Genomic DNA, 20,621 nt, shown 5'->3' on the forward strand with positions numbered 1-20,621 from the left:
GGGGTTCGGAGGGCTTGATGTCCCGCGTTTTTACTGGCTTCGCCATGGCTGCTATGGCCATGGGCGCAATCGGGCAGGCTTCCGCCGCCGATTGGCCCACAGGTCCTGATACGTTTTTCCGGCCTGCTTATCCCGCCGATATGGCTCCAATGGAAGACAGCCTCGATTTCGAGGCGGGGCTTCGGTATTTCTATGGGGTGGGCGGGCAGCGGACCTCTATTGGGCCGCTCGATTATTCCGCCGATGACGGGAGCCATTTCGTCGAACTCCACGGCAGGATCGATGACCATTCGACCAGCACTTACGTGCAGGGCAATATCGGCTATGCAGCGATAATCGATGGCGACTATGAAACTCCGACCAGCGGCGGGCCGCAATCCACCGATTCCGGCACCATCGCGTATGGCGGCGCTGATTTCGGCTATCTTCCGCTGAAGGGCGAGGGCTTTAGTGCTGGCGGTTTCATCGGCTACCAATATCTCAATGAGTCCCTCGATATCGGGCGAGGCGAATACTATACGTCCTCGGGTGGCGGGGACAGCGCGGCCAACCTTCTCGAAGTTCATGGCCTGCGCCTCGGCATAACCGGGCGCGCCGAGTTCAACGACGTTTTCGACATCCGCGTCGATGCGGCCGCTATCCCCTATGCTGCGCTGAACGGCACCTATGGTGCTTTCGACATCGGCACCACCCCTGCCGGTGGGCAGGGCTCGGCGGCCGACATAACGGGACATCTTTGGGGTGGTGCGCTGGAAGCGATGGTTGGGTTCAAGCCGCATGAGAATTTCGCCATTCGCGGTGGATTGCGCGGCTATTATCTGACTGGGCCGACCGAAACCTATTTTGAGACGCGCGATGCCGACGGCAGCAATGCTCAGGGCTACATCCTGGAGGGTGAAACAGAACTCTTCCGCTGGGGTCCGGTGATCGAACTGACCGGCACCTTCTAGGAACGCATTTCGCAATCATGCATTCGAGCCGGGCAGTTTCGCTGCCCGGCTTTGCTTTGCCCGCCTTGCTCTCGCGCCTCGCGCGCTATAAGTCTGGCCGCGCCTTTCCGATCTTGAAGGTTGCCCGTGACCGACACCCTCCGCATTGCCCTCGCCCAGCTCAATCCCAAGGTCGGCGCCGTTGCCGATAACCTTGCCGCCGCGCGCAGGGCGCTGGCTGAGGCTGAGGCGGCGGGCGCCGATATCCTGATGTTCACCGAGCTCTACCTCACGGGCTATTTCCCCGAGGATCTGCTGTTCAAGCGCCAGTTCGTGACCGAAGCGATGGAGGCGGCCAAGGCACTTGCCAGGGATACGAAGGGTCTCAACGTCTCGGTGCTGCTGCCCACCATCTGGAGCGCCGGTGGCAAGCTCTACAACAGCGTCATTCTCGCCGAGGACGGGGCGATCATCGACCGGCGGAACAAGGTCGAGCTCCCCAATGACGATATCTTCTATGAAAAGCGCTATTTCACGCCCGGCGAGCTTCCTGAGCCAGTAACCATCAAGGGCATCTGCGTCGGCGTGCCCATCTGCGAAGACGTCTGGCATGAGCCGGTCTGCGAAAAATTGGCCGAAAAGGGCGCCGAGATCCTGCTCTGCCCCAATGGTTCGCCCTATTGGCGCAACAAGCAGCGGGTGCGGCTCGACCTCGTGCGCCAGCGGGTCAGGGAAACCGGCCTGCCGATCCTTTATTCCAATCAGGTGGGCGGTCAGGACGAATTGGTATTCGACGGCGCCAGCTTCGGGATCAATACCGACGGCTCGCTCGCCTTCCAGGGCAAGAGCTTTGTCGATGACATGGTGATCTCCGATTGGGAAAAGACCGAGGCCGGCTGGCGTTGCGCAAAGGGGCACGTTACCGAACTCGTGCCTGTCAATGAGGCGCCCTGGCATGCGGCCATGCTGGGCTTACGTGACTATGTGCACAAGAATGGCTTCAAATCGGTGGTGCTGGGGCTTTCCGGAGGCATCGACTCCGCCGTGGTCGCCGCGCTCGCCGTCGATGCGCTGGGGGCCGAAAACGTCCATTGCGTCATGCTGCCCTACCGCTACACGTCCGAGGCGAGCCTGCGCGATGCCAAGCGTTGCGCCGAAACGCTGGGCGTGCGCTATGACATCGTTTCGATCGGCGCGCCCGTCGATGCGGTCAACGAAAACCTCGCCCCGCTTTTTGCCGGACGCGAACCCGACATTACCGAGGAGAACCTGCAATCGCGTATGCGCGGCACGATCCTCATGGCCATTTCCAACAAGCTGGGTTCGTTGCTGATCACCACCGGCAACAAGTCCGAGATGGCGGTGGGCTACGCCACGATCTATGGCGACATGAACGGGGCGTACAATCCGATCAAGGATATGCTCAAGACACAGGTTTACGAGTTGGCCAAATGGCGCAACGGCTATCAGCCCACTGACGTACTTGGCCCCGCCGGCATCGTCATCCCGCCCGAAGTTATCGAGAAGGCGCCCAGCGCGGAATTGCGCCCCGACCAGACCGATCAGGACTCGCTGCCGCCCTATCCGGTCCTCGACGCAATCATTTCCGATCTGGTCGAGGAAGAAATGTCGGCCGCCGAAGTCGTGGCGCGGGGCTTCGATCCCGAATTGGTCAAGCGCGTGGAGCGGCTGATCTACATTTCCGAATTCAAGCGCCGCCAGGCGGCGCCCGGGCCCAAGCTAACGCCCAAGGCGTTCGGCATCGGGCGGAAATACCCCATCACCAATGGTTATCGTGACGGGAGCATTGCCCGATGAGCGTTACTGTCCGCTACGCACCATCTCCCACTGGCCGTCTGCACCTGGGCAATGCCCGCCCGGCTGTGCTCAACTGGTTGTTCGCCAAAAGCCATGGCGGCAAGTTCGTGCTGCGGCTCGACGATACCGACACGGCGCGCTCCACCGAGGAATTTGCGCAAGGCATCGAAACGGACCTGGCTTGGCTCGGCATCGCGCCCGACCTCAAGGTGCGTCAGTCCGACCGCTTCGGGCTCTATGACGCCGCGCGCGACAGGCTGATCGCCGCTGGGCGCCTGTACCCGTGCTACGAGACTGCCGACGAACTCGACCGCAAGCGCAAGCGCGCTCGCGCTCTGGGCAAGCCGCCGATCTACGATCGGGCCGCTCTCAACCTCAGCGATGAGGACAAGGCCAAGTTGGAAGCCGAAGGCCGCAAGCCGCATTGGCGCTTCAAGCTCGACGGCCGGCCGGTGACCTTCACCGATCTCATCAAGGGCGAGCAGACGGTCAATACCGCGTCGATGTCCGACCCGGTGCTGATCCGCGAGGATGGCACCTATCTTTATACACTCCCCTCTGTGGTCGACGACATCGATCTCGGCGTTACTCATGTCATCCGGGGCGAAGACCACGTTTCCAATACCGGCACGCAGATCGAGATTTTCGAGGCGCTCGGTGGCGCCGTGCCGACCTTCGCGCACCATAACCTTCTGACCGACGCCGAGGGGCAGGGTTTCTCAAAGCGTCTCGGTTCGCTCTCGCTGGCCCAGCTCCGCGAGGAGGGGTATGAACCTCTCGCTGTCGCCATCGTCGCGGCGCTGACCGGGACTTCCCTGCCGGTGGAACCCTATGCGAGCCTCGATGCCATTGCCGAGCGGCTGGATTTTTCGATGATCTCCCACGGTTCGGCCCGTTTCGATCCGGCGGAACTCGATACGCTCAACGCAAGGCTGGTTCACCACTACGATTTCGCGGCGGTGCGTGAGCGCTTCCCGCAGCTCGAGGGGCTTACCGAAGCGGCATGGCTTGCCCTGCGCGACAATGTCTCGCGTCTTCCCGAGCTGGGGCCGCTTTACGAGGATATCGTTGTCAACGCCAAGCCGGTCGTCACCGACGAAGACCGGGATTTTATCGCCACGGCGCGCGAGTTTTTGCCCGAGGAGCCTTGGGACGAAAACACCTGGGGGCAGTGGACCGGCTCGCTCAAGCAGGCCACTGGCCGCAAGGGCAAGGCGCTGTTCCTGCCGCTTCGGCTGGCGCTGACGGGCAAGACCGAAGGGCCCGAGCTTAAGGCTCTTCTTCCGGTTCTGGGACGTAAGGCGTCTCTGGCCCGACTATCCTGACTTCCCTGTCGCCGAATTCCACGATCCGCATGTCGGGACTGTCGATTTCGGCCTGCTGCGCGACCGTTGCCTCGGCCGTACCGTCGGCGCGTGGCCGCGGGCGGGGCAGGGGGACATAGATCGCTTCGGCCACCACGGCGGCCACGGTATCGCCGCGAGGGTCGCGCTGGGGCAGCGGGAAGGAAAGGTCGCCGAAATCGATCACGGCGCGGGATTGCTCACCCTGCTCTTCGGCAAGGGCGACTGTGCCGACGGTTTCCCGCGTCTGGCAGGAGCAATCGGTGTCGATCTCCTCACGGAACCGGAAAGCATAAGGCATTGCGCGATAGGGCGTGCCCGAGAGCGAAATCATGTCTTCGGGCTCTTCACCCGGATTACGGTAGGAAAACAGCGCCACTTCCGTGCCCGGGCACATTTCATGGCACCGTATGGCATCCTGGGCCACATAATCGTCAGTGGTCGAAAAGCTGATCGGCCAATAAAAGCCGTCGCATGTGCGCACGCACACGGTGCGGCGCGTCTGCTGGGTACTCCAGGGCTGGGAGGGCTGATTGATATAGCCCGGGCCGCCGCCGAACATGCCGTCGAGCAGGTTCCCTCTGGCCATGACGCCTGCTTGGCCGGCATCGCAGCCCGCGCGGTTGAAGTCATTCATCATCTGCTGGTAGTTCTGGGCCATTGATTGGCCCTCGCGCGCCATGGAGGTCAACTGCTCGACCTGGCTGCGGCCCAGTGTGATGGTCCGGGCGATCGATTGGCATTGCCCGCTCAGCGCCTGGCCGGAATTGAGAATCTGCTGGCAGCCGCTGCGGCTCCACAACGCCTCGGCCTCATTGACTTCGCCCTGGCGCCGTTGCAGTTCTCCCACGATGCCATTGTAGCTCATGAACATCTCGTTGTTTTCGATGCCGCGCAGGATGGCGGCGAGCTGGGCGCAGTTCTGTGTCTGCGCCATTGCCACCGAGACATTCCCGAGAACGGCCGAAAAGGTCGCCATAAGCACGAGCAGGAAACGGGTGAAAGCCATAAAGAAACAACGATCTGAAGTCATGGTGTTCATCAAACGCCGCCGCGACCTATCCGATCCTGCCTATCAGGCTTTTGGGACGACGTGGAGGCTTTAACTGGAACGAGCTATGCGCCATCTTAGCCCTCAACGCCAATCACGTCCCGGTCTTTTCCACCCATGAAGCTCGCCACCCTGCGCAACGGCCGTCCCGACGGACACCTGGTTATCGTCTCCAGGGATTTGACCCGTTTCGCCTCTGCCGGCCGCATCGCGCCCAATCTTCAGGGAGCGCTCGACGAGTGGGATCGCTGCGCGCCAATCCTGCGCGCGGTCAGCGAACAGCTCAACAATGGCGAAATCGCCGGCATGCCATTCGAGCCCTCCGAAGCGCTCGCGCCCCTGCCGCGCGCCTATCAGTGGATCGACGGCGCCGGCTATATGGTGCATCTCGACCGTGTCCGTTCGCTCAAGGGCAGCAAGGACGCCGAGCTTCAGGACGAGCGGCCGCTGCTCTATCAGGGCGGCTCGGACAGCCTCGTGGCCGCCAATGCGCCCATCATCGTGCCGGAGGACGATCTGGCCGTCGATTTCGAGGCGGAAGTTGTGGTGGTCACCGCCCATGTCCCCATGCGTCCCACGAAGGACGAGGCCAGCGCCGCGATTCGTCTCGTTGGCCTTTGCAATGACGTTTCGCTGCGCCGGCTGGTGGCGGGAGACCTCCAGAACGGCTTCGGCTTTTTCCATGCCAAGCCGGCCACCAGCTTTTCGCCGGTTTTCGTCACCCCGGACGAACTGGGCGACAATTGGCGCGACAATCGCCTGCACCTGAAGGTCCGCGTTCACGTCAACAACAGCCTTTACGGCCAGCCCAATGCCGGCAAGGACATGCGCTTCGACTTCGCCGACCTGATCGTCGCTGCAGCCCAGACACGCGAATTGGGCAATGGCACCATCATCGGCTCGGGCACCGTGGCCAACGCCCATGACGATATCCTGCCGTTGAAGCATGACGGGATCGGCTTTGGCTGTATTGCCGAGGCGCGCACGGCGGAAAAGGCCATGCTGGGCAAGGCTCGCACCCCATTCCTCGCCTTTGGCGACACCGTGCGCATCAACGCGGTGGATGCCGAGAACCGGTCGGTGTTCGGTTCGATCGAGCAGACGGTCAAGCCACTCAACCGCTAAGTTGACGCTCGTTATCAGCTTTGCTACGCAAGCGCGGATTTCAACGTGCGCCTGCGGAGCCCTCCGATGTCCTTTGTCAAAGCCCGTGTGGCCCACCGGCGCTCCGTCACCTCCGGCATGGTGAGGGTTACCCTCGCCGGCAAAGAAATCGAGGAATTTAAGGACAGCGGCGTCGCCGACGAATTCGTGCGCGTCTTCTTCCCCGATCCGATGACCGGCGACTTGCCAGTGCCGGAAGAGGATGACGCCGGACGGGCGGTGTTCCCCGAGGGGATCGAGGAACCGCACGCCGAATATTACTCCATCCGCCGCATCGACAAGGCAGCGCGCGAGCTCGATATCGATTTCGTCGTGCATGACGGCGGGCTGGCGAGCGAATGGGCGCAAAAAGCGCAACCGGGCGATTGCATCGTCCTGGGCAAGGCGCGCTTCTGCTACGAGCCGCCCGAGGCGATGGCCTGGCAGGTGCTCCTGGCCGACGCCACCGGACTGCCGGCGCTTAGCCGGATCGCCGAAGAAACGCCAGCTCACATCAAAACCATAGCGATCGTCGAGGTCGCCGAAGCTGCCCACCGCCAGGAGCTCCCCGTTGGGGAACATGTGGAGATGCGCTGGCTTTATGGCAGCGGCAACGGCATCGGGCCCAGCAATCTCTTGTCCAATCTGCGGGCGCTGCAATTGCCCCAGGGCGAGGGCTATATCTGGATGGCCGGCGAAATGCAGGCCTCACGCGCCATCAGGCGCCACATCCGCAATGATCTCAAGCTCACGGGGCGCAATTTCAGTGTCGTCCGCTACTGGCTCGACAACAAGGAAGTCTGGCGCAGCCGTTGGGACGCGCTCGATCCTGCGGTCAGGGAAGAGATCGATGCCCTCTGGGCATCCGATCGCGACCCCGACGACATTGCCGATACCTGGCACAACATCCTCGAGACGCACGGCCTCTGACGCCTCAGGGCTTCTCCCCGCGTTTGCGCGCCAGCATCACCTCCATGCCGTCGAGGAACCGCTCGAGGGCGAACTTGAAGGCGCGTTCGGGATCGCCCGGCCCGTACTCGGCGCCGGTGATCGGGCCAACGCGTGAGGAGATGGGGTAGGGGCTGTAGTCGAGCGTTTCAAGGAACGGTTCGATCTTGTACCACCACTCATCGTCGCTCATGCCCGTGGCTTCGTGGACGAACTTCTGCCGCGCCGCGTTGCGGACCGCCCCGGCCACGAGATCCATGAGCGCCGTCACCGAGAGGTCCATCTCGATTTCATCGAGCCCGATCCCCTCTACTGCGCTCAGCGCCACCTCATAAGAGGCCAGGGTGTTGGGACCCAGCACCGGACGATGCGTCTGGAATTGCAGCACCCAGGGGTGCTGGAGATAAAATCCCCACATTGCCCCGGCGATCACCGTCATGCGGGCGCGCCAGTCCATCTCGTCCCAGTCGGGCGGCGCGTTGTTGCCCGGCGCGGCTACATGATCGAGCATCAGGTCGTGAAGCTCGGCCTTGGACGGGACGTGAGTGTAGAACGACATCGGTGAAATCCCCACCGCCTCGGCCACCTTGCGCGTCGAAACGGCCTCGATGCCCTCGGCATCGGCAATTTCGACCGCGGCCCGGACGATCTGCTCGAGCCCGACCTTGGGTTTGGGGCCACGGCGTCCCGCTTTGTCCTTTCCCCACATCAGCTCCAGCAGCTTTACCGGGTCACCCCGGCCGGCGATGTCCTGTGCCATTCATTCTCCAAATAAAACTCTTTACACCGAACAAAGTTATGCTAAACCTTGTTCACTGTACAGCATTAAGTCCGCTGTGCCGCCCTATCGATCCAGTCTGCCGCCGATCGCCTGCTGACACGCTTTGTCGGGGGGATTGGTTAGGCTTTGCCCACCGCAAGTCAACCCGGAGCTTAGCGATGATCCATGCCCGCGACATTACACGAACGTTCAAGACCAAGACCGGTCCGGTGGAGGCGGTGAGAGGCTTGAGCCTCGATGTCGCCGAAGGCGAGCTTGTCGCCTTTCTGGGTCCCAATGGTGCCGGAAAGTCCACATCGGTGCGCATGTTGACGACGCTGCTCCCCATGAGTTCGGGAAGCGCCAATGTGGCCGGCCATGACGTGGCCCGCGAGCCGGCGCTGGTGCGCCGCAAGATCGGCTATGTCGGCCAGAAGACCGCTTCCGGCCCCTATCACCGCGTGCGCGACGAACTCGTCATTCAGGGCAGGGCGCAGCGCATGAGCGAGGCGGCGTCCCGCAAGCGCGCCGACGAACTGCTCGAAATGCTCGAACTCACAGCGCTGGCCAAGCGCGATTGCGCTTCGCTTTCGGGCGGCCAGAAGCGCCGGCTCGATGTGGCCCTGGGTCTGATGCATACGCCGGCCATCCTGTTCTTGGATGAACCCACCACCGGGCTCGATCCGCACAGCCGCGCCAATCTCTGGGAGCACATCCTGCGCATTCGCGAGGAAACGGGCATGACCATCTTCCTCACCACCCACTATCTTGATGAAGCCGACACCATGGCCGAACGCGTGATGATCATGGACAACGGCACGATGATCGCCGACGACACGCCCGAGCGGCTCAAGGCCGATCTGGCCGGCGATGCCATCCGCGTCGACCTGACCAGTCCGGGCGAGGTGACGACCGCCGCCGAAATCGCCCAGCACCTGCCGCAGGCGCGCGACATCCTCCCCAATGGCACGGCGCTGACGGTAACGGTCAAGGATGGCGAGGCGGTGCTGCCGTTTTTTCTGCGTACCCTTCAGGACAAGGGCATCGATATCGCCGCCGCCAATGTCCGCCGGCCAACCCTCGATGACGTGTTCCTCGGCCTCACCGGCCGCTCGCTGCGCGAGAACGCGGTCGCTGCCTGACGAAATCCGATCGAAAGAGGTCCTGCAATGAGTTTTGTTTCCGACACCGTCCTCTCCTTCCGCCGAGAGATCGGGCCGACGTTGAGAAGCTGGTACTATATGATCTTCGGGGTCATCCAGCCGCTGCTCTATCTCGGCCTGTTCGTGCCGCTGCTGGGCACCATGCCGATCGCCGGCGAGGGCAATGCGCTCCAATGGTTCGTCCCCGGCATGGTGGTGATGCTGGTGCTGTTTACCACCGTCTCGTGCGGCTGGGCGCTGACCGAAGAACTGTTCTCAGGCAGCTTCGAGCGGTTCCTGGCCACGCCCGCCAGCCGTCCGGCGCTGCTCGTCGGTCGCGCTCTCAAGGAACTGGCGCCGCTCCTCATCCAGGCGCTGATCCTGATCGTCGTCGCGGTGCCCTTCGGGCTGCAATTGCACCCTCTGCCCATGCTGGTGGGGCTCTTGTTCCTGCTTGTCTTCGGCGTCGGCGTGGCGTCGCTGTCCTACGCCCTGGCCATTGCGTCCAAGAACGATGGGAGCCTGTTCTATCTCGTCTCCCACTCGGTTTCCCTGCCGCTTATGCTGCTCGGCGGCGTGCTGCTGCCGATGCAGATGGCGCCGGACTGGCTCTATATCGCCAGCCGCTTCAACCCGTTGACCTATCTGGTTGAAGCTGAACGCGCTTTGTTCATGGGCGAACTGTTTTCCACAACTGTGCTTTGGGGCGCGCTCGTCTCGGGCGTCGTGGCGGTCGTGGGCCATGCCGTCGGCGCGGCCACCATCAAGCGGGCGAGCCTGTGATTGCCTGCGAGCCGCAAGGCCTTGGCGTAACAAGTCCGTGAGGCAGTGGCCGCGCCGATTTTTACATGGCAGGGTCAAGGTGTGGGAATCGCCCGGCGCCCCCGCGTCATCCGCCTTCGGATGGCAACCATTTTCAGACTGCTCCAAGGTCTCCGTTCTGGGGGCGGCGTGTCGGCGCCGTCCCCTTTTTCGTGCTTGATTTGCCCGATTTTCGCGTCCATTGTGCGCGCCATGAAGACCGTCGGCCAGATCTGCATTATCGGCTGCATCATTATCCGCTAACAAGTGTTGGCGGCGCGGTTTTCATCATCCCGACTTGTAGGAGTGGACCCGCTGCCAGCGTGACATACGCTTACGCCTGGGGACCATTTCATGTCGCAAGAGCCGAGCCTTAAGCTCTACAACACGCTCACCCGGACCAAGGAGGACTTCGTCCCCATCGATCCGGCCAATGTGCGCATGTATGTCTGCGGGCCTACGGTTTACGATTTCGCCCATATCGGCAATGCGCGCCCGGTGATCGTCTTCGATCTGCTCTATCGGCTGCTGCGGCACGTTTATGGCGAAAGCCATGTCACTTATGTGCGCAATATCACCGACGTGGACGACAAGATCAACGCGCGCGCCCTGCGCGATTTCCCCGATCTGCCGCTCAACGAGGCCATCCGCCAGGTGACCGAAACCACGGCAAGCCAGTTCCACAAAGATGTCGCCGCGCTCGGCTGCCTGCCGCCTTCGGTCGAGCCGCGCGCCACCGAGCACATCGGGGGAATGATCGAAATCATCGAGCGCCTGATCGCGCGCGGCCATGCTTACGAGGCCGGTGGCGAAGTGCTGTTCCGTGTCAATTCCATGCCCGATTACGGCCAGCTCTCGGGCCGCAATCTCGAGGACAACATCGCCGGAGCGCGGGTCGCCGTGGAGAGCCACAAGGAAAATCCGGCCGATTTCGTGCTCTGGAAAGCGTCCAGCGAAAACGAGCCGGGATGGGACAGCCCCTGGGGCCGTGGCCGTCCCGGCTGGCATATCGAGTGCTCGGCCATGAGCAAAGAGCTGCTGGGCGAGACGTTCGACATCCACGGGGGCGGGCTGGACCTCATTTTCCCCCACCACGAAAACGAAATCGCCCAGTCGCGCTGCGCCCACGGCACCGACATGATGGCCAATATTTGGATGCACAATGGCTATCTGCAGGTCGAAGGCCGCAAGATGAGCAAGTCCGAGGGCAATTTCATCACCATCCACGACCTGCTGGAGACTGAAAAATTCGGCGGCCGCAAATGGCCGGGCGAAGTGCTGCGGCTAGCCATGCTGATGACGCATTATCGCGAGCCCATCGATTTTTCGGTCGCAAGGCTGGAGGAGGCGGAAAACCGCCTGGTCGGCTGGCAGCGTGCTGCCCGGGCGAGCGGGGCCACGCCTCCGGACGCGGCGACGCTCGCCGAACTGGCCGACGACCTCAACTTTTCCCGCGCCGCGACCGTGTTGGACGCCATGGCGCGCAAAGCCAATCGCGGCGAAACCTCCGCCGCTCACTGCCTCGCCGCAACGCTCACCTTCCTCGGCTTCCCCCTCGATAGCCTGATCCGGCAGGAGGGCGACGAGGCCACGGCGCAAAAAGTCTCCGAACGCCTCGCCGCGCTCGCAGCCAAGGATTTCACCAAAGCCGACGCCATCCGCGCCGAACTGCTCGAACAAGGCATCCAGTTGATGGATTACAAGGACCCCGAAACGGGCGAGCGGAAGACGAAATGGGAGGTAGCGCGGTGAAACGCCTGCAAGCTCCTGCGAGCCCGGCAACCTCAGCGCACCCCTCACCCCCGGCCCCTCTCCCTCAAGGGGAGAGGGGGGCTCTTGTTGCGGCACCTGCTTTAAAATCGCCGTTGCAATTGACCCGGGAGCCCGCAACAGGCTTCCCTTCTCCCCTTGAGGGAGAAGGTGGGCTTTCGCGAAGCGAAAGGTCGGATGAGGGGTGCGCAGCGTTGCTGAAACCCGCCGGCGCTGACTGGCGGCATCAGATTCCAAAACGAAATCGCGGCTTCGCCAAATCCATGCGCCGCAATCCCACGGAAGCCGAGCGCCAGATGTGGATGCTTCTCAAGGACCGGCGGCTGGCCGCATATAAGTTCCGCCGCCAGGTCCCGATCGGTCCCTATATCGCCGACTTCGTCTGCTACGCCTCGCGCCTGATCGTCGAACTCGATGGAAGCCAACACGGCGAGCAGTTGGATGCCGACCGAAACGCATGGCTGAATTCGAAAGGCTTTCGCGTCCTCCGTGTCTGGAACAACCAACTAGTCACCGAACGCGAAGCCGTGCTCGATGCCCTTTGGCACAATCTGCAGGAATCCCATCATGGCTGATGAACTCACCGGCGGCTGCCAATGCGGTGCCGTGCGCTTTTCCACCAAGCTTTACGGACGCGGCTCGATCTGCCATTGCCGCATGTGCCAGAAGGCGTTCGGCAGCTTTTTCGGACCGCTGGTCACCGCCCATGACGGCACATGGACGCGGGGCGAGCCCAAATGGTTTCAAAGCTCGAATGCAGCCCGCCGCGCCTTTTGCGCCGATTGCGGAACGCCCTTGGCCTATCAGACCAAGTTCGGGCTCGAACTGGCCATCGGCGCCTTCGATCAGCCCGAGCGCGTACCGCCCGAAATCCAGGTCAACCCGCACGACAAGGTGCCGTTTTTCGAAAGCCTGAGCCAATTGCCGCTGGTCGAGGATCCCGGCGAGGAATGGCGCAACTTCATGGCCGGCATTCATTCCAATCAGCATCCCGACCACGATACGTCTGACTGGCCCCCGCGAGAGGAAGAAGAGGAGGAGCTATGAACCGCATCGATATGGAGGTGAGCGGCGGCTGCCAATGCGGCGCCGTGCGCTACCACACGAGCCAGATGCTCGATAACGCGCATCTGTGCCATTGCCGCATGTGCCAAAAGGCGGTGGGCAACATCTTCGCCGCCCTCGTCGCCGCGCCGGACGACAAGCTGATCTGGACGCGCGGCGAGCCGGCCATATGGCGCAGCTCGGAACATGTGGAGCGCGGCTTCTGCGCCAATTGCGGCACGCCGTTGTTCTATCACGACGTAAACAATGGCCGCACCAATCTGACCATCGGCTCGCTCGACAATCCCGACAATTTCCCGCCCCACGCCAATACGGGGTCCGAAGGGCAGGTCGCCTGGTTCAAAACCATCACCCAGATCGAGGATGGCGGCACGACCGAAGCCGAAGGCGAGGAGTGGGCAGCGGCCATCAAGGCTTCCAACCACCAGCACCCCGACCATGACACCTCCCAATGGCAGCCGACTGGGAGGGAGACATGACCACGCACGGCCAGACCTTCTCGGGCGGCTGCCAGTGCGGGGCTATCCGCTATCAGGCCGAGGTGCTCGAAAACCCCGAGATCTGCCATTGCCGCATGTGCCAGAAGGCCCATGGCGCGCCGGCGGTCACCTGGGCGTCCGTGCCCGAGGCGGAGCTTCATTGGACGCGCGGCGAGCCGGCACATTTCGAAAGCTCGGCCAACGCCATGCGCGGCTTTTGCGCCAGGTGCGGCACGCCGCTGACCTTCAAGCACCGCTACGCCAATACAATCGACATTGCGCTCGCAACGCTTGACCATCCCGAGCGGATCGCGCCCGAATATCAGGGCGGGGTGGAATCGCGCATGCCGTGGTTTGGAAATATTCATCTGCTGCGGGAGGAGCGCATGGATGAACGCACCGATTCTCACCAGCACCCCGACCACGAGACTGACCATTGGCCTAAGGGAGGAGCCAAATGAGCATGATCGACCATTTCGGACTGAGCGTTGCCGACTACGAAAAGTCACGCGCCTTCTATGACAAGGCGCTGGCGCCATTGGGCTATCGCAAACTGGCGGAATTTCCCATTCCCCAGGGGATGATCGCCGGCTATGGCGCCGACAAGCCCGATTTCTGGCTCAGCAGCGGCGGCCGTTGCACCGGCAACCTCCATTTCGCCTTTGCCGCCAAATCCCGCGCCGAGGTTGACGCCTTCTATGCCGCTGCGCTTGAGGCCGGCGGCCGCGACAACGGAGCGCCGGGTATCCGAGAGATTTACCATCCCAACTATTACGGGGCCTTCGTCTACGACCTCGACGGCCACAACATCGAGGCGGTGTGCCACGCGCCCGCCTGACTTTTTAAAGCGATTTTTCAAGCCTCATGACTAAAGACCGTCTCTACCTCTTCGATACCACCTTGCGCGACGGCGCCCAGACCACGGGCGTCGAGTTCTCGCTTGAGGACAAGATCGCCATTGCGAAACTGCTGGACGGGCTGGGGCTGGATTACATCGAGGGCGGCTATCCCGGCGCCAATGTCGTCGATACCGAGTTCTTCGCCCAAAAGCGCACGAAGGCGGCCCAGTTCGTCGCCTTCGGCATGACCAAGCGGGCGGGGCGCTCGGTCGAGAACGATCCCGGCATCGCCGATCTGGTCAATTCGGGCGCCGATGCGGTCTGCTACGTGTCCAAGGCCTGGGACCATCAGGTCAAGCTCGCCCTGGGCATTTCGACCAGGGAAAACCTCAAAAGCCTTGCCGAAAGCATCCGAGCGGCGATCGCGGGCGGCAAGGAAGCGTTCGTCGATTGCGAGCACTTCTTTGACGGTTACAAGGCCAATCGGACCTATGCGCTTGATTGCGTGAAAACCGCGCTCGAGGCCGGCGCGCGCTGGGTGGTGCTGTGCGACACCAATGGCGGCACCATGCCTTCGGAGGTCGAAGCCATCGTCGCCGATGTGCTGACGGTGGCGCCCGGCGACAGGCTCGGCATCCACGCCCATGACGATACCGGCCAGGCGGTGGCCAATTCGCTGGCGGCCGTGAGGGCAGGGGTGCGCCAGATCCAGGGCACGATCAACGGGCTGGGCGAGCGCTGCGGCAACGCCAACCTCATGACCATCATTCCCACTCTGGTGCTCAAGCAGCTCTTTTCGGAGCGTTTCGAAACCGGCGTCACGCCCGAAAAGCTCGAAACGCTCACCCACGTGTCGCGCGCTTTCGATGAGATCCTCAACCGCGCGCCCAACCGGCACGCGCCCTATGTGGGCGTTTCGGCCTTCGCGACAAAGGCCGGCATCCACGCCTCCGCCATCGCCAAGGACCCTTCGACCTATGAGCACGTCGCCCCCGAAACGGTGGGCAATGAGCGCGCCATCATGGTCTCCCAGCAGGCGGGGAAATCGAACCTTTTGACCTCGCTCAAGCGCTTCGACATCGAACTCGCCAAGGACGATCCGCGCCTCGACAAGCTCCTGCGTCAGGTCAAGGAACGCGAGGCGCGCGGCTATTCCTATGATGGGGCGGAGGCTTCGTTCTGCCTGCTCGCCCATAAGCTCCTGGGTTCGCTGCCGCGCTTTTTCGACGTCACCAGCTATCGCACGGCGGTGGAACGCCGGCACAATGCGCGCGGCGAACTGGTTACCGTTTGCGAGGCGGTGGTCAAGATCGATGTCGAGGGGGATATCCTGATGTCGGTGGCCGAGGGCAACGGCCCGGTCAACGCGCTCGACCTCGCCATGCGCAAAGATCTCGGCAAGTATTCGAGCCGTATCGACGATCTTGAACTTGTGGACTACAAGGTGCGTATCCTGGACGGCGGCACGGGCGCGGTCACCCGTGTGCTGATCGAAAGCCGGGACGGGACGGGGGAAAGATGGTTCACCGTGGGCGTTTCCCCCAATATCATTGATGCGTCTTTCGAGGCGCTATATGAGTCCTTCACCTATAAGTTGATGAAGACTGCATAGTCGTTATAGTTCAAACGACTGCGAAGATAAAACGAATCGAAATCTAAGGCCGACGCGGCGGCCCGGTAACACGTAACGGAGGCTCCACTGGCCGGTCCCCTTTCTCCCATTGCTCTCGCCATCGGCGCAGCGGCTACGACCGGCATCATCGTTATCGGCGTGGTCCTCGGGCCTGGGACCTACAGTTGCCTCCAGAGCGACGATTTCTCCGCCTGCATGGGCGAGACCTTCTTTGGCAATGGCTTGACGCCAGCCGCCGACTCCACGCCGACAGAGGAGGTGGCGGTTGCTCAGGCCGATCAGGAAACCGCCTCGACAGCGCCGGCCGCTGCGGCCGATGCCGATGGTGAGCAGCCGACGAACTCGGAAGAGACTGCGACCAGCGTTTCCCAGGCCGTGCTTCCCGCTTTCGGGCTGGTGCGCGTCGAGCCGGACGGCTCCGCCGTTATCGCCGGCACTGCAACGCCCGATGGTGAAGTGCGCATTTTTGCCGATGAGGAGCAGATCGGCACCGAAATCGCCGAACCCAGCGGCGACTTTGCTTTTGTGACTGACGAGCCGCTGCCTCCCGGCGGGGTGGAACTGCGCATTCTCGATGTGGAGACCGACACCTACGCCGAGGAATCGGTAGTCGTTGTCGTGCAGGACGATTTAGCGAGCGAGCCGATCGTGGTTGCGTCCGAACCGGGCGAGGCAAGCCAGATCCTGCAGGGTTTGGAGCAACCCCAAGCCGCTGCCCAAGCGCCCGAGGGCGCAGCCGCTGCGCCGGCCGACGAACCCGAGACGATGGACGTCGCGGAGGCCGATGTGCCGGCCACCCCGGCAGAAACACCGCCGCCCGCGCCACAGGTCGCTCCTCAGACGAACGCTCCGGCCCCCGCCGAACCCGCCGCTGAAACGCCCGGCACGCCTGCTGGCGAAACCGCTGCGACGGCGGCCCCGCAACCCACGCCCGGCGGCGTCACCCCGCAGGTGGAGATGCCGTCACCCGCCGAAATGGCCGATGAGGTTGCGCCAGAGGCTCCCGCGCCGGCGGCGCCCGTCGCGCCCATGGCCGCGCCGGAAACCGACGTCCAAGAGCCTGCCGGTGAGGGTGCTGCTCAGCAAGACGTTCCAGACGAAACACAGGATGCGCAGGTGGCTCAGCCCGAGACAGTGGTCGAAGCCTCTGAACCTGCCGGTGTCCCTGAGCCCGCCGATGCTGTTGAGCCCGAGCCGCAGACCGGGGAGATTGAAGCTCCTATCGAGCCGGACGATGCAGCGCCGGAGCAGCCCGAATCTGCAGTCGGTGTGTCAGAGAGCGAGGCCGATGACCAGCAGCCTGTCGATGATCCGGCTTCGGAGCAGCAAGCAACCGAACAGCCGGCACCGCAAGCTCCCGCACCTGAGGAGCGGCCGAGCGACGAGCCGGCCGGCGAGCAGCAGGTGGCTGAAGTGCCCGTCGTCGAACAGCCGTCTCCTCAGCCCGAGCAGCCTGCAACGACTGCGCAACCGGCCCCGGATTTCATCCAGCCGAGCATCGATGCTGTGGAGATCGATGGCGATCGCAACTTCTTTGCCGGCGCCGGGACTGACGGGATGACCGTGCGGCTCTATGTCGACAACCAGGTGGTGGGAAGCACCGAGGTTGCCGATGGGCGTTGGCTGGTCGAAGCGATTGGCGTTCTGGACCAGGCAAGTCAACGCGTGCGCATTGATATGCTGGCCGAGGACGGAACCGTGGTCGCCCGTGCCGAAGTCGATTTCGTTCTCGATCTTCCCGAAGCGGTCGAGGAGGATTTCGCCGTCGCCGAGCAGGAGGCTGAGGCCGTTCAGGCGGACCAGCAGCCTGCGGCAGAGCAACCCGCCGCCGAACAACCCGCTGCCGAACAAGCTGCGGCCGAGGTACCCGCCGCCGAGCAACCTCTGGCCGAGCAACCTGCGGACGAACTTACCGAGCAGCCTTCGCCCGAGGAGCCCACCCGCGAAGCGGCCGTCGAGCAACCCGCCGAACAGATCGTGGCGCAAGGTCAGGCTCCCGCCGATACTGAAACGGTTGAACAGCCGGTCTCGCCTCCGATCGATGCTGCGCCCGAACTTTCCGGGCCGCAGGAAACCGCACAGGCACCGGCACAGCCCGCCGAGCCCGCACAGGCGCCCGCCGAACCTGCACAGGCGCCGGCGGAGCCTTCCGAGCCCAGCGCCGGGGAGGTCCCCACCCTGGTTGGGGTAACCGACGAGGCCGGGCGCACCACGTCCGGGCTGGCGATCATCCGGTCGGGGGACAATCTCTGGACCATCGCCCGCCGGGTCTATGGCGAGGGCATCCGCTACACGCAGATTTTCGAAGCCAACAACGACCAGATCCGCGATCCGGACCTCATCTATCCCGGCCAGGTCTTCGATCTTCCCGACACCGATCAGGTCGTCGGGCAAGAGGAGACGGAGAGTTCCGCCGTCCGGTAGCCCGTGATGGCGGGAGGAACGTGCGCCTCGCCTTGCATCGGCGCGCGCTTTCACTTATCGTAATCTGACGATGGAAGCAGCGCCGATGAACGAAGACGATATTGCCACCATGATGCGCGCCCTGGGACACCCGGTGCGGCTCGAGATTTTGCGCATTCTGGCCCAGCGGCCCGAGAACTGCTGCTGCAATGACGTCACGGATTGCCTGTCGCTGGCCCAGAGCACGGTTTCCCAGCATCTCAAGGTCCTGCTCGATGCCGGCATCATCGAGCGCAAGGCCCAGGGAACGCGCAACAACTATCGGGTGCGCACCGATCGGCTTACCGCGTTCAACACGGCTTTCACCGGCTACCTTGCCGATCTGACCCCGCAGGATCAAAGCTGCGAACGCTCGCTCCTGGCTGCGTCTTGATCGATTTCCTCACCTGGCCTCTGTCTGGCTGACAGAGGCTGGAACATTTTTGTCCGCGCTTTCTGGAAGCGCTCCAGCCCTCACCGGAGCCCCCCATGGCCCAGGAGCCAAAATCCACCGTCAGCGCCGACGAGGGCGCCATCGTTTCGACCATCCGTAATCTGTGGGTCTATATGTGGCCCGCGGATCGGCCCGATCTGCGCATGCGCGTTGTCCTTGCCATCGGCGCGCTGCTGCTCGCCAAGGTGGCGAGCACCCTGGTGCCTTTCGCCTATGCGGGCATCATCGATACGCTGGGCACATCGGGTCCGGACGCGGCCCTGATCCTGGGGCTTTCGGTGCCGATCATCCTGGTTGTCGCCTATGGCGTGGGCCAGATCATCGATACCGGCCTGCAGCAGCTCCGTGACATCCTGTTCTCGTCGGTGGGGCAGCATGCGGTGCGCCAGCTTGCCTACCGCACTTTCACCCATGTGCACCGGCTTTCCCTGCGCTTCCACCTGCAGCGCAAGACCGGTGGGCTGAGCCGGGTGATCGAGCGCGGCACCAAGGGCATCGAAACCATCGTGCGTTTCACGATGCTCAACACAGCGCCCACGCTCGTTGAGTTTCTGATCGTCGGCGTCATCTTCGGCTGGCTGTTCGGCTGGGCTTATGTGCTGGTTCTGGCGGTCGTCGTTGCAGCCTATATGATCTTCACCGTCCGGGCATCCAATTGGCGCATTGCCATCCGCCGCGACATGAACGAGAGCGACACCGACGCCAACGCAAAGGCGATCGACAGCCTGCTCAATTTCGAAACCGTCAAATACTTCGGCAACGAGAACCTGGAGGCGAGCCGCTACGACCGGGCCATGGCGGGCTATGAACGCGCCGCCACCCGCATCTGGACGTCGCTCGGCTGGCTCAATTTCGGCCAGGGGGTGATCTTCTGGCTCGGCATGATCGTGCTTTCGGTGATGGCTGCCCTCGGCGTCATGAACGGCGACCTGACGGTGGGCGATTTCGTCCTGCTCAACACCTTCATGATGCAGATCTACCGCCCCCTCAACCAGATCGGCTTCGTCTACCGCGAGATCCGCCAGGGCTTGGCCGATATCGAGGAGATGTTCCGCCTTCTCGACCAAAACCCCGAGATCGAAGACAATCCCGGCGCCACGCCACTCGCGATTTCCGGGCCTGTCCTTGCCTTCGAAGACGTCTATTTCCACTACGATTCCGATCGCCCGATCCTCAAAGGGGTGAGCTTCACGGTGCCCGCCGGAAAGACCATTGCGGTGGTCGGTCCCTCGGGCGCGGGCAAATCGACGATCTCGCGTCTGATCTACCGCTTCTATGACGTGACGGCGGGCCGGGTCACCGTCGATGGCCAGGATGTCCGCGAGGTGACGCAGCAATCGCTCCGCGCCGCCATCGGCATGGTGCCCCAGGATACGGTGCTCTTTAACGACACCATCGCCTACAACATCCGCTACGGACGCCCCGATGCCACCGATCAGGAGGTGCAAGCTGCCGCCAACATGGCCCAGATCGGCCCCTTCATCGAAAGCCTGCCGCATGGCTACGACACGCAGGTGGGCGAGCGGGGACTGAAGCTCTCGGGCGGCGAGAAGCAGCGCGTGGCCATCGCCCGCACGATTCTTAAGGCGCCGCCGATCCTGATCCTCGACGAGGCGACCTCGGCGCTCGACACCCATACCGAGCGCGAGATCCAGTCGGCGCTCGATACGGTCTCGAAAGGCAGGACCACGCTGGTCATCGCCCACCGGCTCTCGACGGTCGTCGATGCTGACGAGATCATCGTATTGCGGGAAGGCCGGATCGCCGAACGGGGCCGGCATGACGAGCTATTGGCGCGCGGTGGCCTTTATGCCCAGATGTGGAACCGCCAACGCGAGGCGGCGGAAGCCAGCGAACGCCTGCGCGCCGCCCAGGACGACCCAGAGGGCTTTGTCACCCGCAAGCCGGCGGAACAGCCCGCCGAATAGAGCGTGTCCAGCAAAAGTGGAAACGGTTTTGCGGTTCGGATACGCGACAAAACAAGGACTTAGAGCATTGAAGCGA

Annotated in this window: 19 protein-coding genes; 17 read left to right on the top strand and 2 right to left on the bottom strand. The window is 63.1% G+C overall.

Annotated elements, in window-relative coordinates; genetic code table 11:
- Nucleotides 1-17 precede the first annotated feature (17 nt).
- The 3 genes from NO932_RS05840 to gltX all read left to right on the top strand — a co-directional run bounded on the left by NO932_RS05840 (nucleotide 18) and on the right by gltX (nucleotide 4,072).
- Complete coding sequence (locus tag NO932_RS05840; protein ID WP_309210151.1) at nucleotides 18-950, top strand: hypothetical protein; 933 nt, start codon at nucleotides 18-20, stop codon at nucleotides 948-950.
- 126 nt (nucleotides 951-1,076) lie between these two features.
- Nucleotides 1,077-2,747, top strand: coding sequence for an NAD+ synthase (locus NO932_RS05845; RefSeq protein WP_309210152.1), 1,671 nt, complete (start codon nucleotides 1,077-1,079; stop codon nucleotides 2,745-2,747).
- Nucleotides 2,744-4,072 carry a glutamate--tRNA ligase gene (gene gltX / locus NO932_RS05850; protein ID WP_309210153.1) on the top strand — a complete coding sequence of 443 codons (1,329 nt, stop codon included), beginning with the start codon at nucleotides 2,744-2,746 and terminating at the stop codon, nucleotides 4,070-4,072. Before NO932_RS05845 ends, gltX begins: the two co-directional genes overlap by 4 nt.
- On the opposite strand, the gene NO932_RS05855 is transcribed toward gltX, so the two are convergent.
- Complete coding sequence (locus NO932_RS05855; RefSeq protein ID WP_309210154.1) at nucleotides 4,017-5,099, bottom strand: DUF2865 domain-containing protein; 1,083 nt, start codon at nucleotides 5,097-5,099, stop codon at nucleotides 4,017-4,019. The genes gltX and NO932_RS05855 overlap by 56 nt on opposite strands.
- Before the next feature lie 159 nt (nucleotides 5,100-5,258).
- Here NO932_RS05855 and NO932_RS05860 point away from each other — a divergent pair, with 159 nt between their 5' ends.
- Together NO932_RS05860 and NO932_RS05865 are read left to right on the top strand one after the other, a co-directional pair.
- On the top strand, nucleotides 5,259-6,266 hold the full coding sequence (locus NO932_RS05860; protein WP_309210155.1) for a fumarylacetoacetate hydrolase family protein: 1,008 nt from the start codon (nucleotides 5,259-5,261) through the stop codon (nucleotides 6,264-6,266).
- A gap of 66 nt (nucleotides 6,267-6,332) precedes the next feature.
- On the top strand, nucleotides 6,333-7,214 hold the full coding sequence (locus NO932_RS05865; protein ID WP_309210156.1) for a siderophore-interacting protein: 882 nt from the start codon (nucleotides 6,333-6,335) through the stop codon (nucleotides 7,212-7,214).
- Between the two features lie 4 nt (nucleotides 7,215-7,218).
- Here the strand turns inward: NO932_RS05865 and NO932_RS05870 are convergent, their stop codons facing one another.
- Entirely contained in the window at nucleotides 7,219-7,992 is a 774-nt protein-coding gene (locus NO932_RS05870; protein ID WP_309210157.1) for a TetR/AcrR family transcriptional regulator, read from the bottom strand.
- 179 nt (nucleotides 7,993-8,171) lie between these two features.
- Here NO932_RS05870 and NO932_RS05875 point away from each other — a divergent pair, with 179 nt between their 5' ends.
- The 12 genes from NO932_RS05875 (at nucleotide 8,172) to NO932_RS05930 (ending at nucleotide 20,545) form a co-directional block, all read left to right on the top strand.
- Nucleotides 8,172-9,134 (top strand): ATP-binding cassette domain-containing protein, encoded by a 963-nt coding sequence (locus NO932_RS05875; RefSeq protein WP_309210158.1) that lies wholly within the window; start codon nucleotides 8,172-8,174, stop codon nucleotides 9,132-9,134.
- A gap of 27 nt (nucleotides 9,135-9,161) precedes the next feature.
- Nucleotides 9,162-9,917 carry an ABC transporter permease gene (locus NO932_RS05880; protein WP_309210159.1) on the top strand — a complete coding sequence of 252 codons (756 nt, stop codon included), beginning with the start codon at nucleotides 9,162-9,164 and terminating at the stop codon, nucleotides 9,915-9,917.
- A gap of 372 nt (nucleotides 9,918-10,289) precedes the next feature.
- The gene (cysS, locus tag NO932_RS05885; RefSeq protein WP_309210160.1) at nucleotides 10,290-11,687 is read left to right on the top strand and encodes a cysteine--tRNA ligase; all 1,398 of its coding nucleotides are present in this window, start codon (nucleotides 10,290-10,292) and stop codon (nucleotides 11,685-11,687) included.
- A gap of 212 nt (nucleotides 11,688-11,899) precedes the next feature.
- Nucleotides 11,900-12,280, top strand: a complete 381-nt coding sequence (locus NO932_RS05890; RefSeq protein WP_309210161.1) for a DUF559 domain-containing protein — start codon at nucleotides 11,900-11,902, stop codon at nucleotides 12,278-12,280.
- Nucleotides 12,273-12,752, top strand: a complete 480-nt coding sequence (locus tag NO932_RS05895) for a GFA family protein (protein WP_309210162.1) — start codon at nucleotides 12,273-12,275, stop codon at nucleotides 12,750-12,752. Before NO932_RS05890 ends, NO932_RS05895 begins: the two co-directional genes overlap by 8 nt.
- A complete protein-coding gene (locus NO932_RS05900) occupies nucleotides 12,749-13,249 on the top strand; it encodes a GFA family protein (RefSeq protein ID WP_309210163.1) in 501 nt (166 codons plus the stop codon). Before NO932_RS05895 ends, NO932_RS05900 begins: the two co-directional genes overlap by 4 nt.
- A complete protein-coding gene (locus tag NO932_RS05905) occupies nucleotides 13,246-13,710 on the top strand; it encodes a GFA family protein (protein ID WP_309210164.1) in 465 nt (154 codons plus the stop codon). Before NO932_RS05900 ends, NO932_RS05905 begins: the two co-directional genes overlap by 4 nt.
- A gap of 2 nt (nucleotides 13,711-13,712) precedes the next feature.
- Nucleotides 13,713-14,087, top strand: a complete 375-nt coding sequence (locus NO932_RS05910; RefSeq protein WP_309163635.1) for a VOC family protein — start codon at nucleotides 13,713-13,715, stop codon at nucleotides 14,085-14,087.
- A gap of 26 nt (nucleotides 14,088-14,113) precedes the next feature.
- Complete coding sequence (gene cimA / locus NO932_RS05915) at nucleotides 14,114-15,700, top strand: citramalate synthase (protein WP_309210166.1); 1,587 nt, start codon at nucleotides 14,114-14,116, stop codon at nucleotides 15,698-15,700.
- Between the two features lie 216 nt (nucleotides 15,701-15,916).
- Nucleotides 15,917-18,145 carry a LysM peptidoglycan-binding domain-containing protein gene (locus NO932_RS05920; RefSeq protein ID WP_309210168.1) on the top strand — a complete coding sequence of 743 codons (2,229 nt, stop codon included), beginning with the start codon at nucleotides 15,917-15,919 and terminating at the stop codon, nucleotides 18,143-18,145.
- Between the two features lie 85 nt (nucleotides 18,146-18,230).
- Nucleotides 18,231-18,557 carry a metalloregulator ArsR/SmtB family transcription factor gene (locus NO932_RS05925; protein WP_309161967.1) on the top strand — a complete coding sequence of 109 codons (327 nt, stop codon included), beginning with the start codon at nucleotides 18,231-18,233 and terminating at the stop codon, nucleotides 18,555-18,557.
- A 95-nt stretch (nucleotides 18,558-18,652) separates the two neighbouring features.
- Nucleotides 18,653-20,545 carry an ABC transporter ATP-binding protein/permease gene (locus tag NO932_RS05930; protein ID WP_309210169.1) on the top strand — a complete coding sequence of 631 codons (1,893 nt, stop codon included), beginning with the start codon at nucleotides 18,653-18,655 and terminating at the stop codon, nucleotides 20,543-20,545.
- Nucleotides 20,546-20,621 lie beyond the last annotated feature (76 nt).

The organism is Pelagibacterium sp. 26DY04 (assembly GCF_031202305.1).
Taxonomy (GTDB): Bacteria; Pseudomonadota; Alphaproteobacteria; order Rhizobiales; family Devosiaceae; genus Pelagibacterium.

Bases quoted from the DNA above. Each gene is read 5' to 3' on its own strand.
- NO932_RS05905 (WP_309210164.1), top strand. From the start codon at position 13,246: ATGACCACGCACGGCCAGACCTTCTCGGGCGGCTGCCAGTGCGGGGCT.
- NO932_RS05900 (WP_309210163.1), top strand. From the start codon at position 12,749: ATGAACCGCATCGATATGGAGGTGAGCGGCGGCTGCCAATGCGGCGCC.
- NO932_RS05870 (WP_309210157.1), bottom strand. From the start codon at position 7,992: ATGGCACAGGACATCGCCGGCCGGGGTGACCCGGTAAAGCTGCTGGAG.
- NO932_RS05920 (WP_309210168.1), top strand. From the start codon at position 15,917: ATGGGCGAGACCTTCTTTGGCAATGGCTTGACGCCAGCCGCCGACTCC.
- cysS (WP_309210160.1), top strand. From the start codon at position 10,290: ATGTCGCAAGAGCCGAGCCTTAAGCTCTACAACACGCTCACCCGGACC.
- NO932_RS05880 (WP_309210159.1), top strand. From the start codon at position 9,162: ATGAGTTTTGTTTCCGACACCGTCCTCTCCTTCCGCCGAGAGATCGGG.
- cimA (WP_309210166.1), top strand. From the start codon at position 14,114: ATGACTAAAGACCGTCTCTACCTCTTCGATACCACCTTGCGCGACGGC.
- NO932_RS05925 (WP_309161967.1), top strand. From the start codon at position 18,231: ATGAACGAAGACGATATTGCCACCATGATGCGCGCCCTGGGACACCCG.
- NO932_RS05860 (WP_309210155.1), top strand. From the start codon at position 5,259: ATGAAGCTCGCCACCCTGCGCAACGGCCGTCCCGACGGACACCTGGTT.
- NO932_RS05930 (WP_309210169.1), top strand. From the start codon at position 18,653: ATGGCCCAGGAGCCAAAATCCACCGTCAGCGCCGACGAGGGCGCCATC.
- gltX (WP_309210153.1), top strand. From the start codon at position 2,744: ATGAGCGTTACTGTCCGCTACGCACCATCTCCCACTGGCCGTCTGCAC.
- NO932_RS05840 (WP_309210151.1), top strand. From the start codon at position 18: ATGTCCCGCGTTTTTACTGGCTTCGCCATGGCTGCTATGGCCATGGGC.
- NO932_RS05895 (WP_309210162.1), top strand. From the start codon at position 12,273: ATGGCTGATGAACTCACCGGCGGCTGCCAATGCGGTGCCGTGCGCTTT.
- NO932_RS05855 (WP_309210154.1), bottom strand. From the start codon at position 5,099: ATGGCTTTCACCCGTTTCCTGCTCGTGCTTATGGCGACCTTTTCGGCC.
- NO932_RS05910 (WP_309163635.1), top strand. From the start codon at position 13,713: ATGATCGACCATTTCGGACTGAGCGTTGCCGACTACGAAAAGTCACGC.
- NO932_RS05875 (WP_309210158.1), top strand. From the start codon at position 8,172: ATGATCCATGCCCGCGACATTACACGAACGTTCAAGACCAAGACCGGT.
- NO932_RS05865 (WP_309210156.1), top strand. From the start codon at position 6,333: ATGTCCTTTGTCAAAGCCCGTGTGGCCCACCGGCGCTCCGTCACCTCC.